We start from the raw sequence: 13,287 nt of genomic DNA, 5'->3' as shown, positions 1-13,287 counted from the left end.
CCTAAGTGCTGTGTCGTTGGACCACGAAAACGCGGAAAACCAAGGAACAACCTGACCCCCGAGTCCGACCTGGCTGCCCCCGCCAGAACACCGGGGGAAGGCTTCGCGGTCGACTCATATACGACTGTACACAAAATGAACAGTTGTGCATCTTGCTCTGCAGCACGTTTTCAGACATGCGCGACGCGGCTCTTGCATATTGTTTTTCGATATGCTTAATATCGATCCTCGATGCGCAGGAGCTGCCCCATGAACGTTCCGAATGCCCCGACCGCTGCCCTCGCGTGGTCGCAGCCGCTGATCCGCGTCCTGATCGTCCTCAACCTGGCCTACGCCGTCGGCGTGCTGGTGATGCTGGTCCTGAGCCTGATTCCCGGGACCATCCTCTGGGACGCGCTGGGCATGCTGTTCCCGGCAGAACACCGCGACCGGATCGTCGTCGGCCTGCGCGCGATCCTGTTACTGGGCATAGCCGCCGCCGCGGTTGTCGATCGCGTCCTGCGCCAGCTGCTGGCCATCGTCGAGACCGTGCGTGCCGGCGACCCGTTCGTGTCCGGCAACGCACGGCGCCTGGAGGCCATCGCCTGGTGGGTGCTTGCGGGCGAGGGCCTGCGGCTGCTGATCGGCGCGATCGCACTGGCCACCACGTCATCCATGCCGGAGCTGGACCTCGACCTGCACTTCTCCGTGGCGCCCTGGCTGGCGGTGCTGCTGCTGTTCGTGCTCGCGCGCGTGTTCGCCGAGGGCGCGCGCATGCGCAGCGACCTCGAAGGAACGGTGTGACATGGGCATCCTCGTCCGCCTCGATGAGCTGCTGCACGAGCGGCGCATGACGCTCACCGAGCTGGCCGCGCGCGTCGACATCACGCTGGCAAACCTGTCGATCCTGAAGACCGGCAAGGCCAAGGCAATCCGGTTCTCGACGCTGGAGGCCATCTGTGCCGCGCTCGCCTGCCAGCCGGGCGACCTGCTCGCCTTCGACCCCGCCCAGGCGTCCCGGGAGCAGGACTGAGACATCCTCACCATCGGGTTGCCGGAACGTCGGGTTTTGGACGTTGGACAAGGTGCGCTGGTCCGGACAACGGACACACAGGGGAGGCGCTCTCCTCCCCCGTGCCAGGAACCTCCGACATGAACGTCTCCCCCACCCGCGCCGCCCGCCCCGCACGCCGGGGCCTGCTTGCCACCGCTCTGCTGCTCGCCTTCGCCCTTCCGGTGCAGGCGGACTCGGTCACCGACTGGAACGCGCTCGCCAGTGGCCCCGTGGTCGGGCCCCGTTTCGGCGGCCCGCAGCAGCAGGCCCGCATGATGGCGATCACCCAGATCGCCGTGCACGACGCGTTGAACAGCATCGAGCCGCGCTTCGAGACCTATAACGACCTGCCGCTCGCCTCCCCGATTGCTGCGCCCGACGCCGCCGTCGCGGCGGCCGCACGCACCGCGCTGCTGGCAATGATGTCGGCGCTGCCGCCGGCCACGCCGCCTGAAGACACCAATCGCGCGCTCGCGATCCAGGCGATCGAAGCCGCCTACGCGGCCGCGATCGGCCCGGGCGCACCGACCCTCCCCGAGGCGGCTGGCATTGCCGCGGGCGAAGAAGCGGCCGACGCCATCATCGCCTTGCGCTATGACGCCACCGCCACGGGCCTGGTGCCGATCGACGGCTCGGGCACGCCCAACTCGCCGCCGTACACGCTGCCACCCAGGCTGGGCGTGCACCAGCCCACGCCGGCGCCGGAGTTTCCCGCCGTCACCACACCTGCCTTCACCGGCTGGTCCGCGGTCACGCCCTTCGCCCTCGACAGCGCCACGCGCTTCCGCGCGCCGCGGGCCGCGATCTTCAGGTTGCGCGGCGTCCGCTACACCGCCGAGTACGCGTTCGTGAAACAGGTTGGCGACGCGCGCGTGCGCGGCGCGCAGCCCGACTCCGAGCCGAGCGACATCGCGCGCTTCTGGGCCGGCGGCGGGCTGGAATGGAACGCGAACGTGCGCCTCGCGGTCGCCCCGCGCGGCCTGGACCTTTGGGAGCATGCCCGGCTGTTCGCACTGGTCAACATCGCCACCTCCGACACCCACGTCACCAACATGGAGAGCAAGTATTTCTACAATTTCTGGCGCCCGGTAACCGCGATCCGCTGGCGCAACGACGGCAACCCGTGGACCCACAGCGACCGCTGGTGGCGGCCGTTCCTGCAGACGCCGCCGTATCCGGACTACCCATGCGCCTCGACCGGCCTGACCGGCGCCGTCACGCAGACCTTGCGGCGCTTCTTCGGCACCGATGTACTTCCCTTCACCCGGACCGTCACTGCGCCGGCCACGCCGCTGCCCGCACCGCTGACCGCGCTGCCGCCGAAGACCATCACCCGCGGCTACGCAAGGCTCACGCTGGCGGAGAACGAGCAGGCGCTCAGCCGGGTGTACGGCGGCCTGCACTTCCTCGAGGGATGCACCGCCGGCCTGCGCATGGGAAACCAGGTGGCGGACTGGGTGTACTCGGGCTACCTGCGCCCGTGACGCGACCGCGGCTGGCGCATACTGGGCAGGCCGCCTGCACCCGCAGTGCCTTATCAACGCGCCGAGGAGAATGAAATGAGCAAGGGTCTGGACAAGAAGAAGGAAACGAAGAAGAAACCGGCCAAGACCGCGAAGGAAAAGAAGGCCGAGAAGCGCGACAAGAACGCCGCCAAGGTCTTCGGGCCGGCCTGACCGCGCTTCGCACGATCAATTGAAAAGGCCCGGACTTGTCCGGGCCTTTTTCTGGGAGTCGCGGGTCAGCTTTCGAAGATGGTCTGGAACCCGCCCCAGATCATCCGCTTGCCGTCGAAGGGCATGTCCATTTCCTTCATGGCCGGGTCGTTCTGCATCTTTTCCCAAGCCGCGTCGGCGGTGGCCTTGTCGGGCCAGATGAGCCAGGAGAACACCACCTGTTCCCCGTCTTCCAGCTTGACCGCGCGCTTGAAGTCGGTGGTCTTGCCGTCCTCGATGTGTTCGCCCCAGGCCTCGACCTGCTTCAGCGCGCCGTGCTTCTGGAACAGCGCCCAGCCGGCCTCGGCGGACTTGATGTAGCGATCCTTGTTGCCATTGGGGACAGGGACCAGGAAACCGGTGACGTAGGTCATGTGGGCACTCCAGTTGGGGGATTGGCGCTGACGATCGCGCCGCTGCAAATCGACACAACGGATCGGCGCCTGCCGATCGGCCATTCGACCCCCAACCGGTTTGCCGGGACAATGGCCGCGCGGCCTGCAGTGTGCCGCGCGAGACGACTTCCACCCGGGACACCCATGCGAACCTTCGTACTGAGAGCGCGCGCAGCACCCACCGACAGCCAGGCACTGCTGGCCTCGGTCGGGAAGGATGCGCACACCGAAATCCTCGCGCATACATTGATGAATGCGATTTTCGTGGCGCAATCGCATCGTCCGGATGTCGTGGTCTACCTGGTGCTGGAAAGCACCCGCGATTTTTCCCGCACCATCCACTTCGACGTCAACGCCATGCACGAGATCGGTGGCTTCGACGAACGCGCGCTGCTGGGCAAGATCGCGAAAGCGCTGGATGCCTCGAATGGAATGGGCAAGGACGAGGCGCGGCCGGTGGAATCGGGCGTCACCGTACGCACGTCAAGCTTCGAGCGGCTGGTGCAGGCGCTTGCCGAAGACCATCAGCTGTTCCTGCTGGATCCCAAGGGCACGCCGATCGCTGAACAGGTGTTCGGGTCCAATCCCTGCTTCCTGCTGACCGACCATATCCCGATGCCCAGGAAGACCATCCCCGGCCTCGAACGCATGGGCGCGAAGAAGATCACCTTGGGATCGAAGATGCTGTTCGCGTCGCAGTGCGTCGTGCTGGTGCATCACGCACTGGACCAGCGCTGACGCGCCCATCGGGCACGTGCGGATCAGGCGCCGCGCACGCGCAGCGTCAGCCCCTTGAGGAAATTGCGCAGCAGCTGGTCGCCGCACTGGCGGAAATTCTTGTGCCCGGGCTGGCGGAACAACGCCGACAGCTCCGGCTTGGACACGGGAAACCCGGCCGCCGCGAAGATGTCGTGCATGTCCACGTCCTTGAGTTCGAACGCCACCCGCAGCTTCTTCAGCACCACGTTGTTGCTGATGCGCTTTTCCACCGGCCGCGACGGCACGCTCTCGTCCCGGCCGCGCAGGTACAGGATCAGCCCATCGAGGAAATGCGCGAGCACCCCGTCGCTGCAGGCAACGTGCCCGGGCTCGTCTTCCTTCAGCAGGAAGGGGCGCACGTCGTCCTTTTCGAGGGCAAATGCGGGATCGGCCAGATGGACGATCTCGACCAGCTTGCTGTCGCCCAGGTCGAGCATGTAACGGATGCTGCGCAGCACGTCATTGTTGATCATGGATTCGGGTGCGGTGTGGGGATGCGGCAAGTCTACTCAGCCACGCCCGCAATCTTCAGTCCAACGCACGCCGGAGCGGCAGCGCCGCCAGCGCCACTACTCCTGCCAGCGCGATCGCTGTGGCAAGGCCGGTCGCGCCCAGCGGCCGCACCTCCAGCAGCCCCGAGAGCGCCGGCACCTGGATCAGCACGACGCTGGCCAGCCCGGCCGCGGCAATGACCTGCGGCATCCTCCCGCGCAGCGCGGTGAGCACAACCAGGAACGCCACGTTGCACAGGATCAGCACCGCAAGCGCGAGCGAACGCCCGTCCGCGGCCGGATCGCCCGCAGCCCCGGACACGCTGCCGATCCGGTAGCCCGCCAATACCGCCGCGGTCGCGGCTGCACCGGCAACCCCCAGCGCCCGCCACGCCCGCCCGGAAAAGAAGCGCACCGGCCCGACCGCTGGAGGACGCCTTTCCAGGCGCGCGTCGCTGCGCAGCTGGAATGCCAGCATCGCGGTGGGGTGGATCAGCAGTTCCAGCCAGACGATGTGGATCGGGAGGTACAGCAGCGGAAACCCGAGCAGCGGCACCAGCGCCGCCGACAGCACCAGCGGCAGGTGCACCAGGATCAGGTAGGCGAAACCACGCTGCAGGTTGGAAAACAGTTGCCGGCCTTCGGCAATCGCGTTGACCAGGGTGCGGAAGTTGTCGTCCAGCAACACGATCGCCGCCGCCTCGCGCGCGCTGCGCGTGCCACGCTCGCCCATGGCGATACCGATGTCGGCGGCCTGCAGCGCCGGCACGTCATTGACGCCATCGCCGGTCACCGCAACGGTGTGCCCGCGCGCCTGCAGCGCCTGCACCAGCTGCAGCTTCTGTGCCGGCGCGGCGCGGGCGATGACGTCGGCGCCGGCGAGTTCATCGGCCTCGACGTCCGCTTCCTGGCGTCCTTCCAGGCTCAGCACCACGGGCTGGCCGCCACCGATGCCGATCTCGCCCGCGATGGCACCGGCGGTGAGCGGATGGTCGCCGGTCACCATGATCACGCGGATGCCAGCGGCCAGGCAGGCCTGCACCGACTCGCGCACGCCCTCGCGCAACGGGTCGCCAAAGGCCAGCAGCCCGGCCATGGCATAGCCCGAGTCCGGCTCGCGCGCCGGGTCGTGGCTACCCGGCAGCATGCGCTGCGCGCAGGCGATCACCTTGCAGCCGCGCCCTGCCAGCGCGTGCAGCTGCGCGCGCCAGGCGTCGTGGCCCTCGGGGCTCGGGGTGCACATGGCCAGCACCGTCTCCGGCGCGCCCTTGACCACGGCGAGCACGCCGTCACCGCCACGCAGCAGCGCGGTTTCGCGACGGCGCTCCTCGGTGAAGGGAAACGTGGCCAGGCGTTCCTCGCGGTCCGCCGATGGCGGCGCCGCCTCGCGGATCGCGCGGTCCATCGGATCGTGGTTGGCGGCGGCCGATGCGCGCGCCGCAAGCGCCAGCAGGCCGGCCGCATCCAGTCCATCGGCCGGCACGGTCTCGACCAGCCGCAACTCGCCTTCGGTGAGCGTGCCGGTCTTGTCGGAGCAGATCGCGCTCACCCGGCCGATGTTCTCCACCGCCACCGCGCGCCGCACCAGCGCCTGGCGCTGCGCGAGGCGGTAGACGCCTACCCCGAGGAACAGGGTGAACACCACCGGAAACTCTTCCGGAAGCGCGGCCACCGCCAGGGTCAGGGCGCTGATCAACGCGTCCACCAGCCCGTGTCCCTGCGCCAGGCGTACCGCCGCCAGCAACAGGCACAGCACCAGCGCCGCGACCAGGAGCACGCGCACCAGGCGCGTCACCGACTGCTGAAGCGGCGTGCGCGCCTGCACGCCGGCACGCGACAGGCGCACGATCTCGCCATAGCGGGTCAGCGCACCGGTATGCAAGATCCACAAGCGCGCGCTGCCGGTGAGCAGGCGCGTCCCGGCGTGTGCCCAGTGCGCCGCATCGACGCTGTCGGGCAGCGCGCCGGCAACCTCGAACGCGCGCTTGCGGACAGGCAGCGACTCACCGGTGAGCGACGATTCGTCGAACTGCGGATCGCCGCCGGACAGCACCAGGCCGTCGGCCGGGATCCAGTCGCCCGCGGCCACCTCCACCACGTCGCCTGGCACCAGCTCGCGGGCCGGCAGCACCTGCCAGCTGCCGTCGCGCAGAACGCGTGCCTCGGCGGCCAGGCGGCTGGCCAGACCTTCGGTCGACGCCTGCGTACGCCGGTGCAGCCAGGCATCCATGCCCAGCAGGGGCACGATCGCCAGCAGCAACACGAGCGCTTCGGCACGGTCGCCGAGTGCCAGGAACAGCAGGCTCACCACCAGCAGGAACCACAACATCGGATCGCGCGCCGATGCCGCGGCTGCCGTCCACCAGCGCCGTGGCGTCGCCTCGGCCACATCGTTGTCGCCGAAACGCCGCCGGCGCGCGGCGACCTGTTCGCTGCGCAGGCCGGCGAGCGGATTGCTGTCTTCAAGCACTTCGCGTGGGAAGGGCCAGCTCGGCATCGCGGCATCTGCTCCGGCGGAAGCCTACTTTAAGCGTTCCGGCAACCTGCAAAGAACCGCAGCATCTCCGCGGAGGCATCCGGCCCTTGCGGATCGGTGTATGTGCCCGCCGCATCGCCGCCGGCCCAGGCGTGGCCGGCGCCATGGATGACCCAGTGCTCGGCCGCGATCCGGCCATCGGCGGTGCGATGCACGGTGCGGGTCGCACTGCGTCCGCCCGGCGCGATGGTGCGTTCGACAGTGCTGGCCGCGGCTGCGCCGCCTGCTCCTCTGCCACGGCCGAGACTCTGTTCCACCACGCCGTGGCCATTGCCCGGATGCACGGTGGTGTCGCTGTCGCCGTGGAACACGATCGCAGGCACGGGCGCAGTGCCCGCGGCGGATGCACCCCGACTGCGTCCACCACCGTTGCGCATGGCCGCGAACGCCGACGGCACGTCACTGGCCATCCCGATCGGCAGGCCGGAGTGCACGCCGATGGCGGCATAGATATCCGGGTGCGTGCTGGCGAGCACCGCAGCCATCGCGCCGCCCGCGGACAGGCCGGCTACATACACGCGACCGGCGTCCAGTCGATGGGAAGCGACGAGGTCCCTGGTCAGTGCGGCGAGGATCGCCGGCTCACCCTGCTCGCGCTGCTGGTCGCTGCCGCGGAACCAGTTCCAGCATCGGTTCTGGTTGCGCTGGGCCGACTGCGCGGGCCACGCCACGACGTAGCCCTGCTCGCCCGCAAGCTCGTTCATGCGCGTGCCGCGGGCGAAATCCTCAGGTGTCTGCGTGCAGCCGTGCAGCATCACCAGCAATGGCGCGCCGGCCGTGTCGAGGCCCGCGGGAATGTGCAGCCGATAGTCCAACGCGCCTGCGTCGCAGGAGAAGCGGTGGCGCGAGTCGCGGCCGCCACGCGCTTTGCTTGGCACCCCGGCGGTTTGCGCCTTGCCGCCCTCGACCACGCGGAACTCGCCCTCGATGTACGGCCCGCGCGCGGCTGCATTGCCGCGCACGTCATGTCCGCCGTCCTCGGAAGCGGCTGGAGCTGCGCCAGCGTTGCCACCAAGCGCGTCCTGGATGGTGCGAGTCGCGGCCTGCAGATCGCCGGCCTGCATCAGGCGCATCGCCTGGCGCATGGTGTTGTTTGCAGGTGTCATCGGGTGTCCTGATCAGTGGATGCGGCCGACCAGCGCGGCCTTGACCTTGGCGCTTGCATGCAGCACGCCGAGCACCGAAATCGATTCGATGGCCGCAAGCGCCAGCTGCGGCGAGACGTCGTCTGCAATACGAACCAGTCCCAGGGCCTGGATCCGCAGGCGCTCGCCGGCTTCGCACGCGGCTTCGAGCTCGCGGCGCCCGTAGTCCTGCAGCCCCATCACCAGCGTGCGGCGCGCGACCGTGGTCCGCAGCACGTCACCGTGCACCGCCAGCTGGTTGCGGATGGCGGTGCGGATGAGGTCGGTGCGGTTGGAATAGAAGCCTTCCTGCACCAGCAGGTCGATCTGGCCCAGGTCGACGACACCGAGATTGATGGTGATCTTCTCGCTGTCGGCAATGGCACGCGGGCGCGGGTCGGTCATGGACGGACGCTCTTGGATGGCATGCGCCAGCCTAGCACCATCCATATGGATGGTTTGTTAATCCGCGACAGCGCCCGCGAAGCGCAGGCGCCTGCTCAACGCCCCGCCGACCGCTCCACGAAGATGCGTTCCGCCAGCCATTCGTTGTTGCCGACCTGCCGCGCCTGGACGCGCACCAGGTCACCGCGCTGCATGTCTTCCGGGCGGTAGCTGCGGCCCTGGTACTCAACCGTGGTGCGGCCGTCGTACCGCAGCTGCGCGTTGTTGCCGTACCCACCGGCGCCATCAAGGCGGATCAGCCTTGCGCGCGTGTCGACGGACGCGACCGAGCCACGCAGGTCCTGGCCGTATCCGCCGCCGTAGCCACCTTCACGCACATTGCGCACCACCTCGACCTGGCGCGCCCAGAGTTCTCGCCCCGACTGCGTGACATCGATGCGGACCACGTCACCCCGCTCCAATCCTTCCACCGAACTCTCGCGCCCCTGGTAGAACAGGCGGGTACGCTGGTCGTAGCGCACTTCCGTGCGCTGTGCACGGCCGGCGCGGGGGTCGTCGACGACCAGCAGGATGCGATCGTAGGCGGTGTCGACGCTGTCGACGGTGCCCTGCAACTGGCTGCCGTACTGCGAGCGGTATCCCTGATCGGGCTGCCCGTAACCATCGGGATAGCTTCCATAACCACCCGGGCTCACGCAGCCGGTGAGCAGCAGGACACCCGTGGCCAGCACCAGCCCGATGCCGCGGATCGCGTAGTTCATGGAGATGCTCCGAAGATCTTCGAGAGTTGCCATATGCACCGGCACCCGTGAACGCGGGGTAATTGCGATCGCAACGGCGGGTACCAGCTCGGCGCCGCAGCGCGCAGCGGATGTGCACGCGCTGCGGACCCCTGGAGTTGCATGGGAGTGCCCGGGCAGGAGAAGGTCTCCGCAGCTTGCCGCCACACCCGCGACAGCAGTGCCAGTGTGTCCACCTCCATCAACACGAGAACTCCGCATGCAGCGGCTTTGTCCCCTGTGCAAAGGCTCCGGCCGGTTCCCGCCCGGCGTATGCCGCCACTGCCACGGCGCGGGCCATGACCCGACCGATACCGGTGACACCGGCACGCTGGACACGGCCTTCGTGCGGATCCCGGTCCTGGCTCCGCTGGCGCTCGTCCTGTTCCTTGCCCTGGTGGCGCTGCAATTCGCCGGCCAGGCGCACCTGGGCGCGGGTGAACGGCTGTTGGCGAGCGTCGTGCTCGCGATGCTGTTCGGATGGCCCGCACTGTTTGCGATCGCGCGCAGCCTCCGCGCGGGGCCGTTCGGTCACTCGTTGCGCGCGGCGGCCATCGTGCTGGCGCCGGTGGGCGTGACGCTGGTGTTCGCCGCCTGGGTGCTCATGGCTCCCGGCGCGAGGTGGCCCGGACTGGCGGCGGGCATCTGGCTGTTTGCGCAGCTGGTCGTCGTGCCCGCGTGCTGGGCGGCGGCGCGCAGGGACTTCGAGCGCTAGCCCCGCCTCAACGCCGTTCCCATGCCGCGAACAGCGCCTGCATACGCTCGCGCTGGGGTGGTGCCCAGCGCTTGATCTGGTCGGCCACGCCATCCGCTGTCCGCCATTTCCGATCTGCCGCCGCCGCGGTGGAGAACCACTGCATGGCGAGATCGGACTGCCCGGTCGTCCAGTACAGGAGCGCCAGGCTGTAGGCCGCCCAGTACGGCTCGCCGCCGTGCAGCGCGATGGCACGCTGCCAGTCGGCGAACGTCGCCGCGTAATCGTCCTGGTCGTAGCTTGCCCAGCCCCTGGACCACAACACATGCCGCTCGTGCGGACCGCCCGGCTCCGACGCAGCAAGCGCCGCGTCGAAATCGCGGCGCGCACGCTTCAGGTCGCCGCCTTCCATGAACAGATAGGCGCGGTGGGACAGCGCCGAGACGTTGCGCGGGTTCTTCTGGATCGACGCATTGATCGCACGACGGAAGCGCGCCCGGTCGCCCGGCGGCGTGGGAAGGTAGGTCGCCGCCAGGTCGTCGTCGATGTACCTGCCTTCAGGCTGCACGGCCGGCAGGGCTTCGACCGCGACCGCGGCGCCCGCAACGCACAGCAACAACAGCATCAATCCAATGCGATGTGTCATCGGGCAGCTCCGTGGAAGTCTGCCGAGCTTGCCACACCATCGCTGCCGGCGTGCGCCGCGGCCATCAACGCCCGGCCATGGCGCAGCGCGCCACGGCCGGGGGCGTGGTCACTTGGTCTGTGTCTGTGCGACCGGCTTGTTCTTGATGGGCGGGTCGCAGGGCACCGTGCAGTCGGCCGACGTGTCTTTCACGATGACCACGTAGTCGCCTTCGCCGGTGGACGTGTCGCGGTCGGTGATCACGACGACGCGGGGCGACGACCCGACGGCCCACGACAGCTGCGACTCGATGTCACCGCTGAAGTCCACGCGGGTGACCTCGTAGCGGGCGTCCGGCCCCACGGTCACGGTGATCGTCCCGCTGTGGCCGTCGGCGATCTGCTCCACGCCTCCGGCGCCATCGCTGCCGCCGGTGTAGCGGTAGCTGTACTTCTTTCCGTTGCTGGCGGTGGTGGTGGTGTAACCGTCTTTTCCGCGCGCTGGCGAGTTGCGGACGTCGAGAGTGACGTCGAAGTTTTCATTGGCGTTGATCATGACGAACTCCTGCTGCGTGGGGGCCGTCCGGGGCCAGGGGGGACAGGCGTCCGCCTGCATCTGAAGGCCATGGCCGCGACGGCACGTAGCCGGCGGCTTCCAGGCGCTGCATGTAGGCTCGCGCCTGGTCGTCGAAACCGAGGTGGTGGAGGCTGCGCACCAGCAGGTCCAGGCGATCGAACGGCGGCGCGTCGCCGGCATCCGCGGTGAGCAGGTCGCGCACCTGTTGCCAGCCAGCGCGGGCGGCATCGGTGTCGGACGCCATGCTGGCGGCTTCGGCGGACAGGTCCAGGTTGTAGGCAAGCAGCAGCCGCAATCGCTCGCTGCGTTCGCCGCGCCAGGCGGGTGCCAGCAGCGCCGCCGCATCGCGCACGTGCGCGCGCGCGGCGGTCGCGTCGCCGCGCCCCAGCGCCAGCTGGGCCTGGAGGCTGTGCGTGGCCGCCAGCAGGTGCAGCACCCGGTCGGACTCGGGTTCCGCCTGCCGCGCGCGCGACAGGATGGCGCGCGCCTCGGCCGCCAGCGCATCGGCTCCCGGCTTCCCTGCTGCCTCCTGCAGCCTCGCCTGCAGCAGGCGGGTGACGCCCAGGGTGACCTGCCACCTGTTGTTGCCGGGATCCTGGCGCGCCAGCGCCGCGGCGCGCGGCGACGCCAGGGCGAGGCTCGCATGCGCCTCCTCCCATCGCCCTCGCCTGGTCTGCACCTGCGCCAGCAACAGCAGCGCGTCCACGTGCTGCACGCGCCATTCGGCGACTTCCGGTTCGTCGGCCATGTTGCGGCGCATGCCGTCGACGTGCTCCGCCAGAAATGCCTCGGCCTGGGCCAGCGCACCGCGGCGGTCGGACAGCGTGCCCAGCCACGATGCGACGTTGGCTGCCTCGTCGCGCAGCGCGGTGTCGTGCGGTCGCGCGCGCAACCAGCCGCGGTACAGGGCCAGTTCCTGGCCCAGTGCGCGCTCGGCCTCGGCGGGGCGGCCCTGGGCTTCGTCGAGCACGGCGAGGTTGTGGTGGGCGTAGGCGACCTCGCGCTGCCAGTCGAAGTTGTCGCGGTCCATCGCCGCCAGCCGCTCCGCGCTGTCCCTGTAGCGGCGCAGCCAGGTGCCGGCGTCGGCGTAGCGTCCCTGCTGCAGCGCCACGTAGCCGATCCAGAACTCGGCCTGCGCCAGGTCGAACAGGCGCTGCCCGCTGGCCGGCGCGCGCTCGTGCAGCAGCGTGCTGCGCGCGTGCGCCTCGCGGAACGCGGCCATCGCCGCGTCGTGGTCGCCGCCTTCCAGCCGCACCTCGCCGATGCCGGTCAGCGAGCGCGCCTGCTCCTCCAGCGTGCGGTCGCTCATGTCGCGCGGATCGAGTGCGGCGAAGTAGCCGGTGGCCTTGTCGTCCACCGCGCGCATCAGGTCCAGCCGGCCCACCGTGGCCAGCTTCGCGCGCAGGTCGCCGAGCATGAAGCCGACGATGTCCTCCGCCTGCGCCTGCCGGCGCTGCGCGTCGTTGCGCGCCACGTACGCGGTCGCCGCCAGGCCCAGCGCGAGTGCCATGCCCGCGACCGATGCCACCGACACGATCGCCATCCGGCGCATGCGCCGCTGCGCTTCGCGCTGCGCCAGTGCGTCGTAACCGACACCGAGCAGCCCCGCCACCAGCTTGAGGAAGGCGCGCTGGCGGCCGTCACCCTCGGGGCGGGCATCGGCCGCCAGGGGCTCGTGCGCGGCGCCGCCGGCCGCCGGTCGCAGCAGCGTCGGCGGGAAGCAGGCCTGCGCCGGATCCGCGCCGCCCGGATCGCCGCCCACCACGAAGCACAGCACGCGGTCGCCGCGGCCGCTGTCCTGGAAGGCTTCGATCTCGGCGTTGACCCAGCGCGAGGCGACGGCGGCGGGCGAACACAGCACCACCAGCGCATCGGAACCTGCGAGCGCCTCGTGGATCGTCTCGCCAAGGTCGCCGGCCGTGGGCAGCTCGTCGCGGTCGAGGAAAAAACTGCCCAGGCGGCGCCCGATGACCCCGTGCGTCCCCTGCGTACCGACCAGGTGCGACGGCACCCGGTAGGTTTCCAGTCGTCGCAGCAGCCAGCGCGCCCAGGCGGCGTCGGCATGGCTGTAACTCAGGAAAGCACGAAAGCGCATGTAGGGAAATACCCCGGGCGTCCGAGGTCCAACGCGTTCCGTCGCCGGCCACGGCCATGC

General features: G+C 69.5%; 14 protein-coding genes. 5 read left to right on the top strand and 9 right to left on the bottom strand.

Annotation, left to right across the window (positions count from 1 at the left end):
* Positions 1 to 249: 249 nt before the first annotated feature.
* From JHB91_RS01545 to JHB91_RS01535, 3 genes are all read left to right on the top strand, one after another.
* A complete protein-coding gene (locus JHB91_RS01545; protein ID WP_199470971.1) occupies positions 250 to 783 on the top strand; it encodes a DUF2975 domain-containing protein in 534 nt (177 codons plus the stop codon).
* Between the two features lies 1 nt (position 784).
* The gene (locus JHB91_RS01540; protein WP_199470969.1) at positions 785 to 1,012 is read left to right on the top strand and encodes a helix-turn-helix transcriptional regulator; all 228 of its coding nucleotides are present in this window, start codon (positions 785 to 787) and stop codon (positions 1,010 to 1,012) included.
* A 119-nt stretch (positions 1,013 to 1,131) separates the two neighbouring features.
* The gene (locus JHB91_RS01535; RefSeq protein ID WP_199470967.1) at positions 1,132 to 2,517 is read left to right on the top strand and encodes a vanadium-dependent haloperoxidase; all 1,386 of its coding nucleotides are present in this window, start codon (positions 1,132 to 1,134) and stop codon (positions 2,515 to 2,517) included.
* A gap of 257 nt (positions 2,518 to 2,774) precedes the next feature.
* On the opposite strand, the gene JHB91_RS01530 is transcribed toward JHB91_RS01535, so the two are convergent.
* Positions 2,775 to 3,122, bottom strand: a complete 348-nt coding sequence (locus JHB91_RS01530; RefSeq protein WP_199372923.1) for a DUF1428 domain-containing protein — start codon at positions 3,120 to 3,122, stop codon at positions 2,775 to 2,777.
* Positions 3,123 to 3,143: 21 nt separating this feature from the next.
* Between JHB91_RS01530 and trmY the strand changes: the two genes are divergently transcribed.
* On the top strand, positions 3,144 to 3,881 hold the full coding sequence (trmY, locus tag JHB91_RS01525) for a tRNA (pseudouridine(54)-N(1))-methyltransferase TrmY (RefSeq protein WP_233398498.1): 738 nt from the start codon (positions 3,144 to 3,146) through the stop codon (positions 3,879 to 3,881).
* A gap of 23 nt (positions 3,882 to 3,904) precedes the next feature.
* On the opposite strand, the gene JHB91_RS01520 is transcribed toward trmY, so the two are convergent.
* The 5 genes from JHB91_RS01520 to JHB91_RS01500 all read right to left on the bottom strand — a co-directional run bounded on the left by JHB91_RS01520 (position 3,905) and on the right by JHB91_RS01500 (position 9,219).
* Positions 3,905 to 4,375, bottom strand: a complete 471-nt coding sequence (locus JHB91_RS01520; protein ID WP_199470965.1) for a DUF1456 family protein — start codon at positions 4,373 to 4,375, stop codon at positions 3,905 to 3,907.
* Positions 4,376 to 4,430: 55 nt separating this feature from the next.
* Positions 4,431 to 6,890 carry an HAD-IC family P-type ATPase gene (locus JHB91_RS01515; protein WP_199470964.1) on the bottom strand — a complete coding sequence of 820 codons (2,460 nt, stop codon included), beginning with the start codon at positions 6,888 to 6,890 and terminating at the stop codon, positions 4,431 to 4,433.
* A 29-nt stretch (positions 6,891 to 6,919) separates the two neighbouring features.
* Complete coding sequence (locus JHB91_RS01510) at positions 6,920 to 8,035, bottom strand: PHB depolymerase family esterase (RefSeq protein ID WP_199470962.1); 1,116 nt, start codon at positions 8,033 to 8,035, stop codon at positions 6,920 to 6,922.
* Positions 8,036 to 8,047: 12 nt separating this feature from the next.
* Positions 8,048 to 8,458 carry a hypothetical protein gene (locus JHB91_RS01505; protein ID WP_199470960.1) on the bottom strand — a complete coding sequence of 137 codons (411 nt, stop codon included), beginning with the start codon at positions 8,456 to 8,458 and terminating at the stop codon, positions 8,048 to 8,050.
* A gap of 95 nt (positions 8,459 to 8,553) precedes the next feature.
* Positions 8,554 to 9,219, bottom strand: a complete 666-nt coding sequence (locus JHB91_RS01500; RefSeq protein WP_199470958.1) for a DUF5666 domain-containing protein — start codon at positions 9,217 to 9,219, stop codon at positions 8,554 to 8,556.
* A gap of 238 nt (positions 9,220 to 9,457) precedes the next feature.
* Between JHB91_RS01500 and JHB91_RS01495 the strand changes: the two genes are divergently transcribed.
* Complete coding sequence (locus JHB91_RS01495; protein ID WP_199470956.1) at positions 9,458 to 9,952, top strand: hypothetical protein; 495 nt, start codon at positions 9,458 to 9,460, stop codon at positions 9,950 to 9,952.
* Between the two features lie 7 nt (positions 9,953 to 9,959).
* Here JHB91_RS01495 and JHB91_RS01490 read toward each other — a convergent pair whose 3' ends face one another.
* The 3 genes from JHB91_RS01490 to JHB91_RS01480 all read right to left on the bottom strand — a co-directional run bounded on the left by JHB91_RS01490 (position 9,960) and on the right by JHB91_RS01480 (position 13,227).
* Entirely contained in the window at positions 9,960 to 10,577 is a 618-nt protein-coding gene (locus tag JHB91_RS01490; protein WP_199470954.1) for a hypothetical protein, read from the bottom strand.
* 108 nt (positions 10,578 to 10,685) lie between these two features.
* Positions 10,686 to 11,111, bottom strand: coding sequence for a hypothetical protein (locus JHB91_RS01485; protein WP_199372931.1), 426 nt, complete (start codon positions 11,109 to 11,111; stop codon positions 10,686 to 10,688).
* Entirely contained in the window at positions 11,095 to 13,227 is a 2,133-nt protein-coding gene (locus tag JHB91_RS01480; RefSeq protein WP_199372932.1) for a TIR domain-containing protein, read from the bottom strand. The genes JHB91_RS01485 and JHB91_RS01480 overlap by 17 nt, the downstream gene beginning before the upstream one ends.
* Positions 13,228 to 13,287 lie beyond the last annotated feature (60 nt).

Origin of the sequence: Luteimonas sp. MC1828 (assembly GCF_016461615.1) — a bacterium.
GTDB lineage: Bacteria > Pseudomonadota > Gammaproteobacteria > Xanthomonadales > Xanthomonadaceae > Luteimonas.
This window is presented reverse-complemented; position numbering and strand designations above follow the sequence as displayed.

Coding starts and splice junctions, on each gene's coding strand:
- JHB91_RS01510 (WP_199470962.1), bottom strand. CDS start 8,035: ATGACACCTGCAAACAACACCATGCGCCAGGCGATGCGCCTGATGCAG.
- JHB91_RS01530 (WP_199372923.1), bottom strand. CDS start 3,122: ATGACCTACGTCACCGGTTTCCTGGTCCCTGTCCCCAATGGCAACAAG.
- JHB91_RS01515 (WP_199470964.1), bottom strand. CDS start 6,890: ATGCCGAGCTGGCCCTTCCCACGCGAAGTGCTTGAAGACAGCAATCCG.
- JHB91_RS01520 (WP_199470965.1), bottom strand. CDS start 4,375: ATGATCAACAATGACGTGCTGCGCAGCATCCGTTACATGCTCGACCTG.
- JHB91_RS01495 (WP_199470956.1), top strand. CDS start 9,458: ATGCAGCGGCTTTGTCCCCTGTGCAAAGGCTCCGGCCGGTTCCCGCCC.
- JHB91_RS01545 (WP_199470971.1), top strand. CDS start 250: ATGAACGTTCCGAATGCCCCGACCGCTGCCCTCGCGTGGTCGCAGCCG.
- JHB91_RS01485 (WP_199372931.1), bottom strand. CDS start 11,111: ATGATCAACGCCAATGAAAACTTCGACGTCACTCTCGACGTCCGCAAC.
- JHB91_RS01535 (WP_199470967.1), top strand. CDS start 1,132: ATGAACGTCTCCCCCACCCGCGCCGCCCGCCCCGCACGCCGGGGCCTG.
- JHB91_RS01540 (WP_199470969.1), top strand. CDS start 785: ATGGGCATCCTCGTCCGCCTCGATGAGCTGCTGCACGAGCGGCGCATG.
- JHB91_RS01500 (WP_199470958.1), bottom strand. CDS start 9,219: ATGAACTACGCGATCCGCGGCATCGGGCTGGTGCTGGCCACGGGTGTC.
- JHB91_RS01505 (WP_199470960.1), bottom strand. CDS start 8,458: ATGACCGACCCGCGCCCGCGTGCCATTGCCGACAGCGAGAAGATCACC.
- JHB91_RS01490 (WP_199470954.1), bottom strand. CDS start 10,577: ATGACACATCGCATTGGATTGATGCTGTTGTTGCTGTGCGTTGCGGGC.
- JHB91_RS01480 (WP_199372932.1), bottom strand. CDS start 13,227: ATGCGCTTTCGTGCTTTCCTGAGTTACAGCCATGCCGACGCCGCCTGG.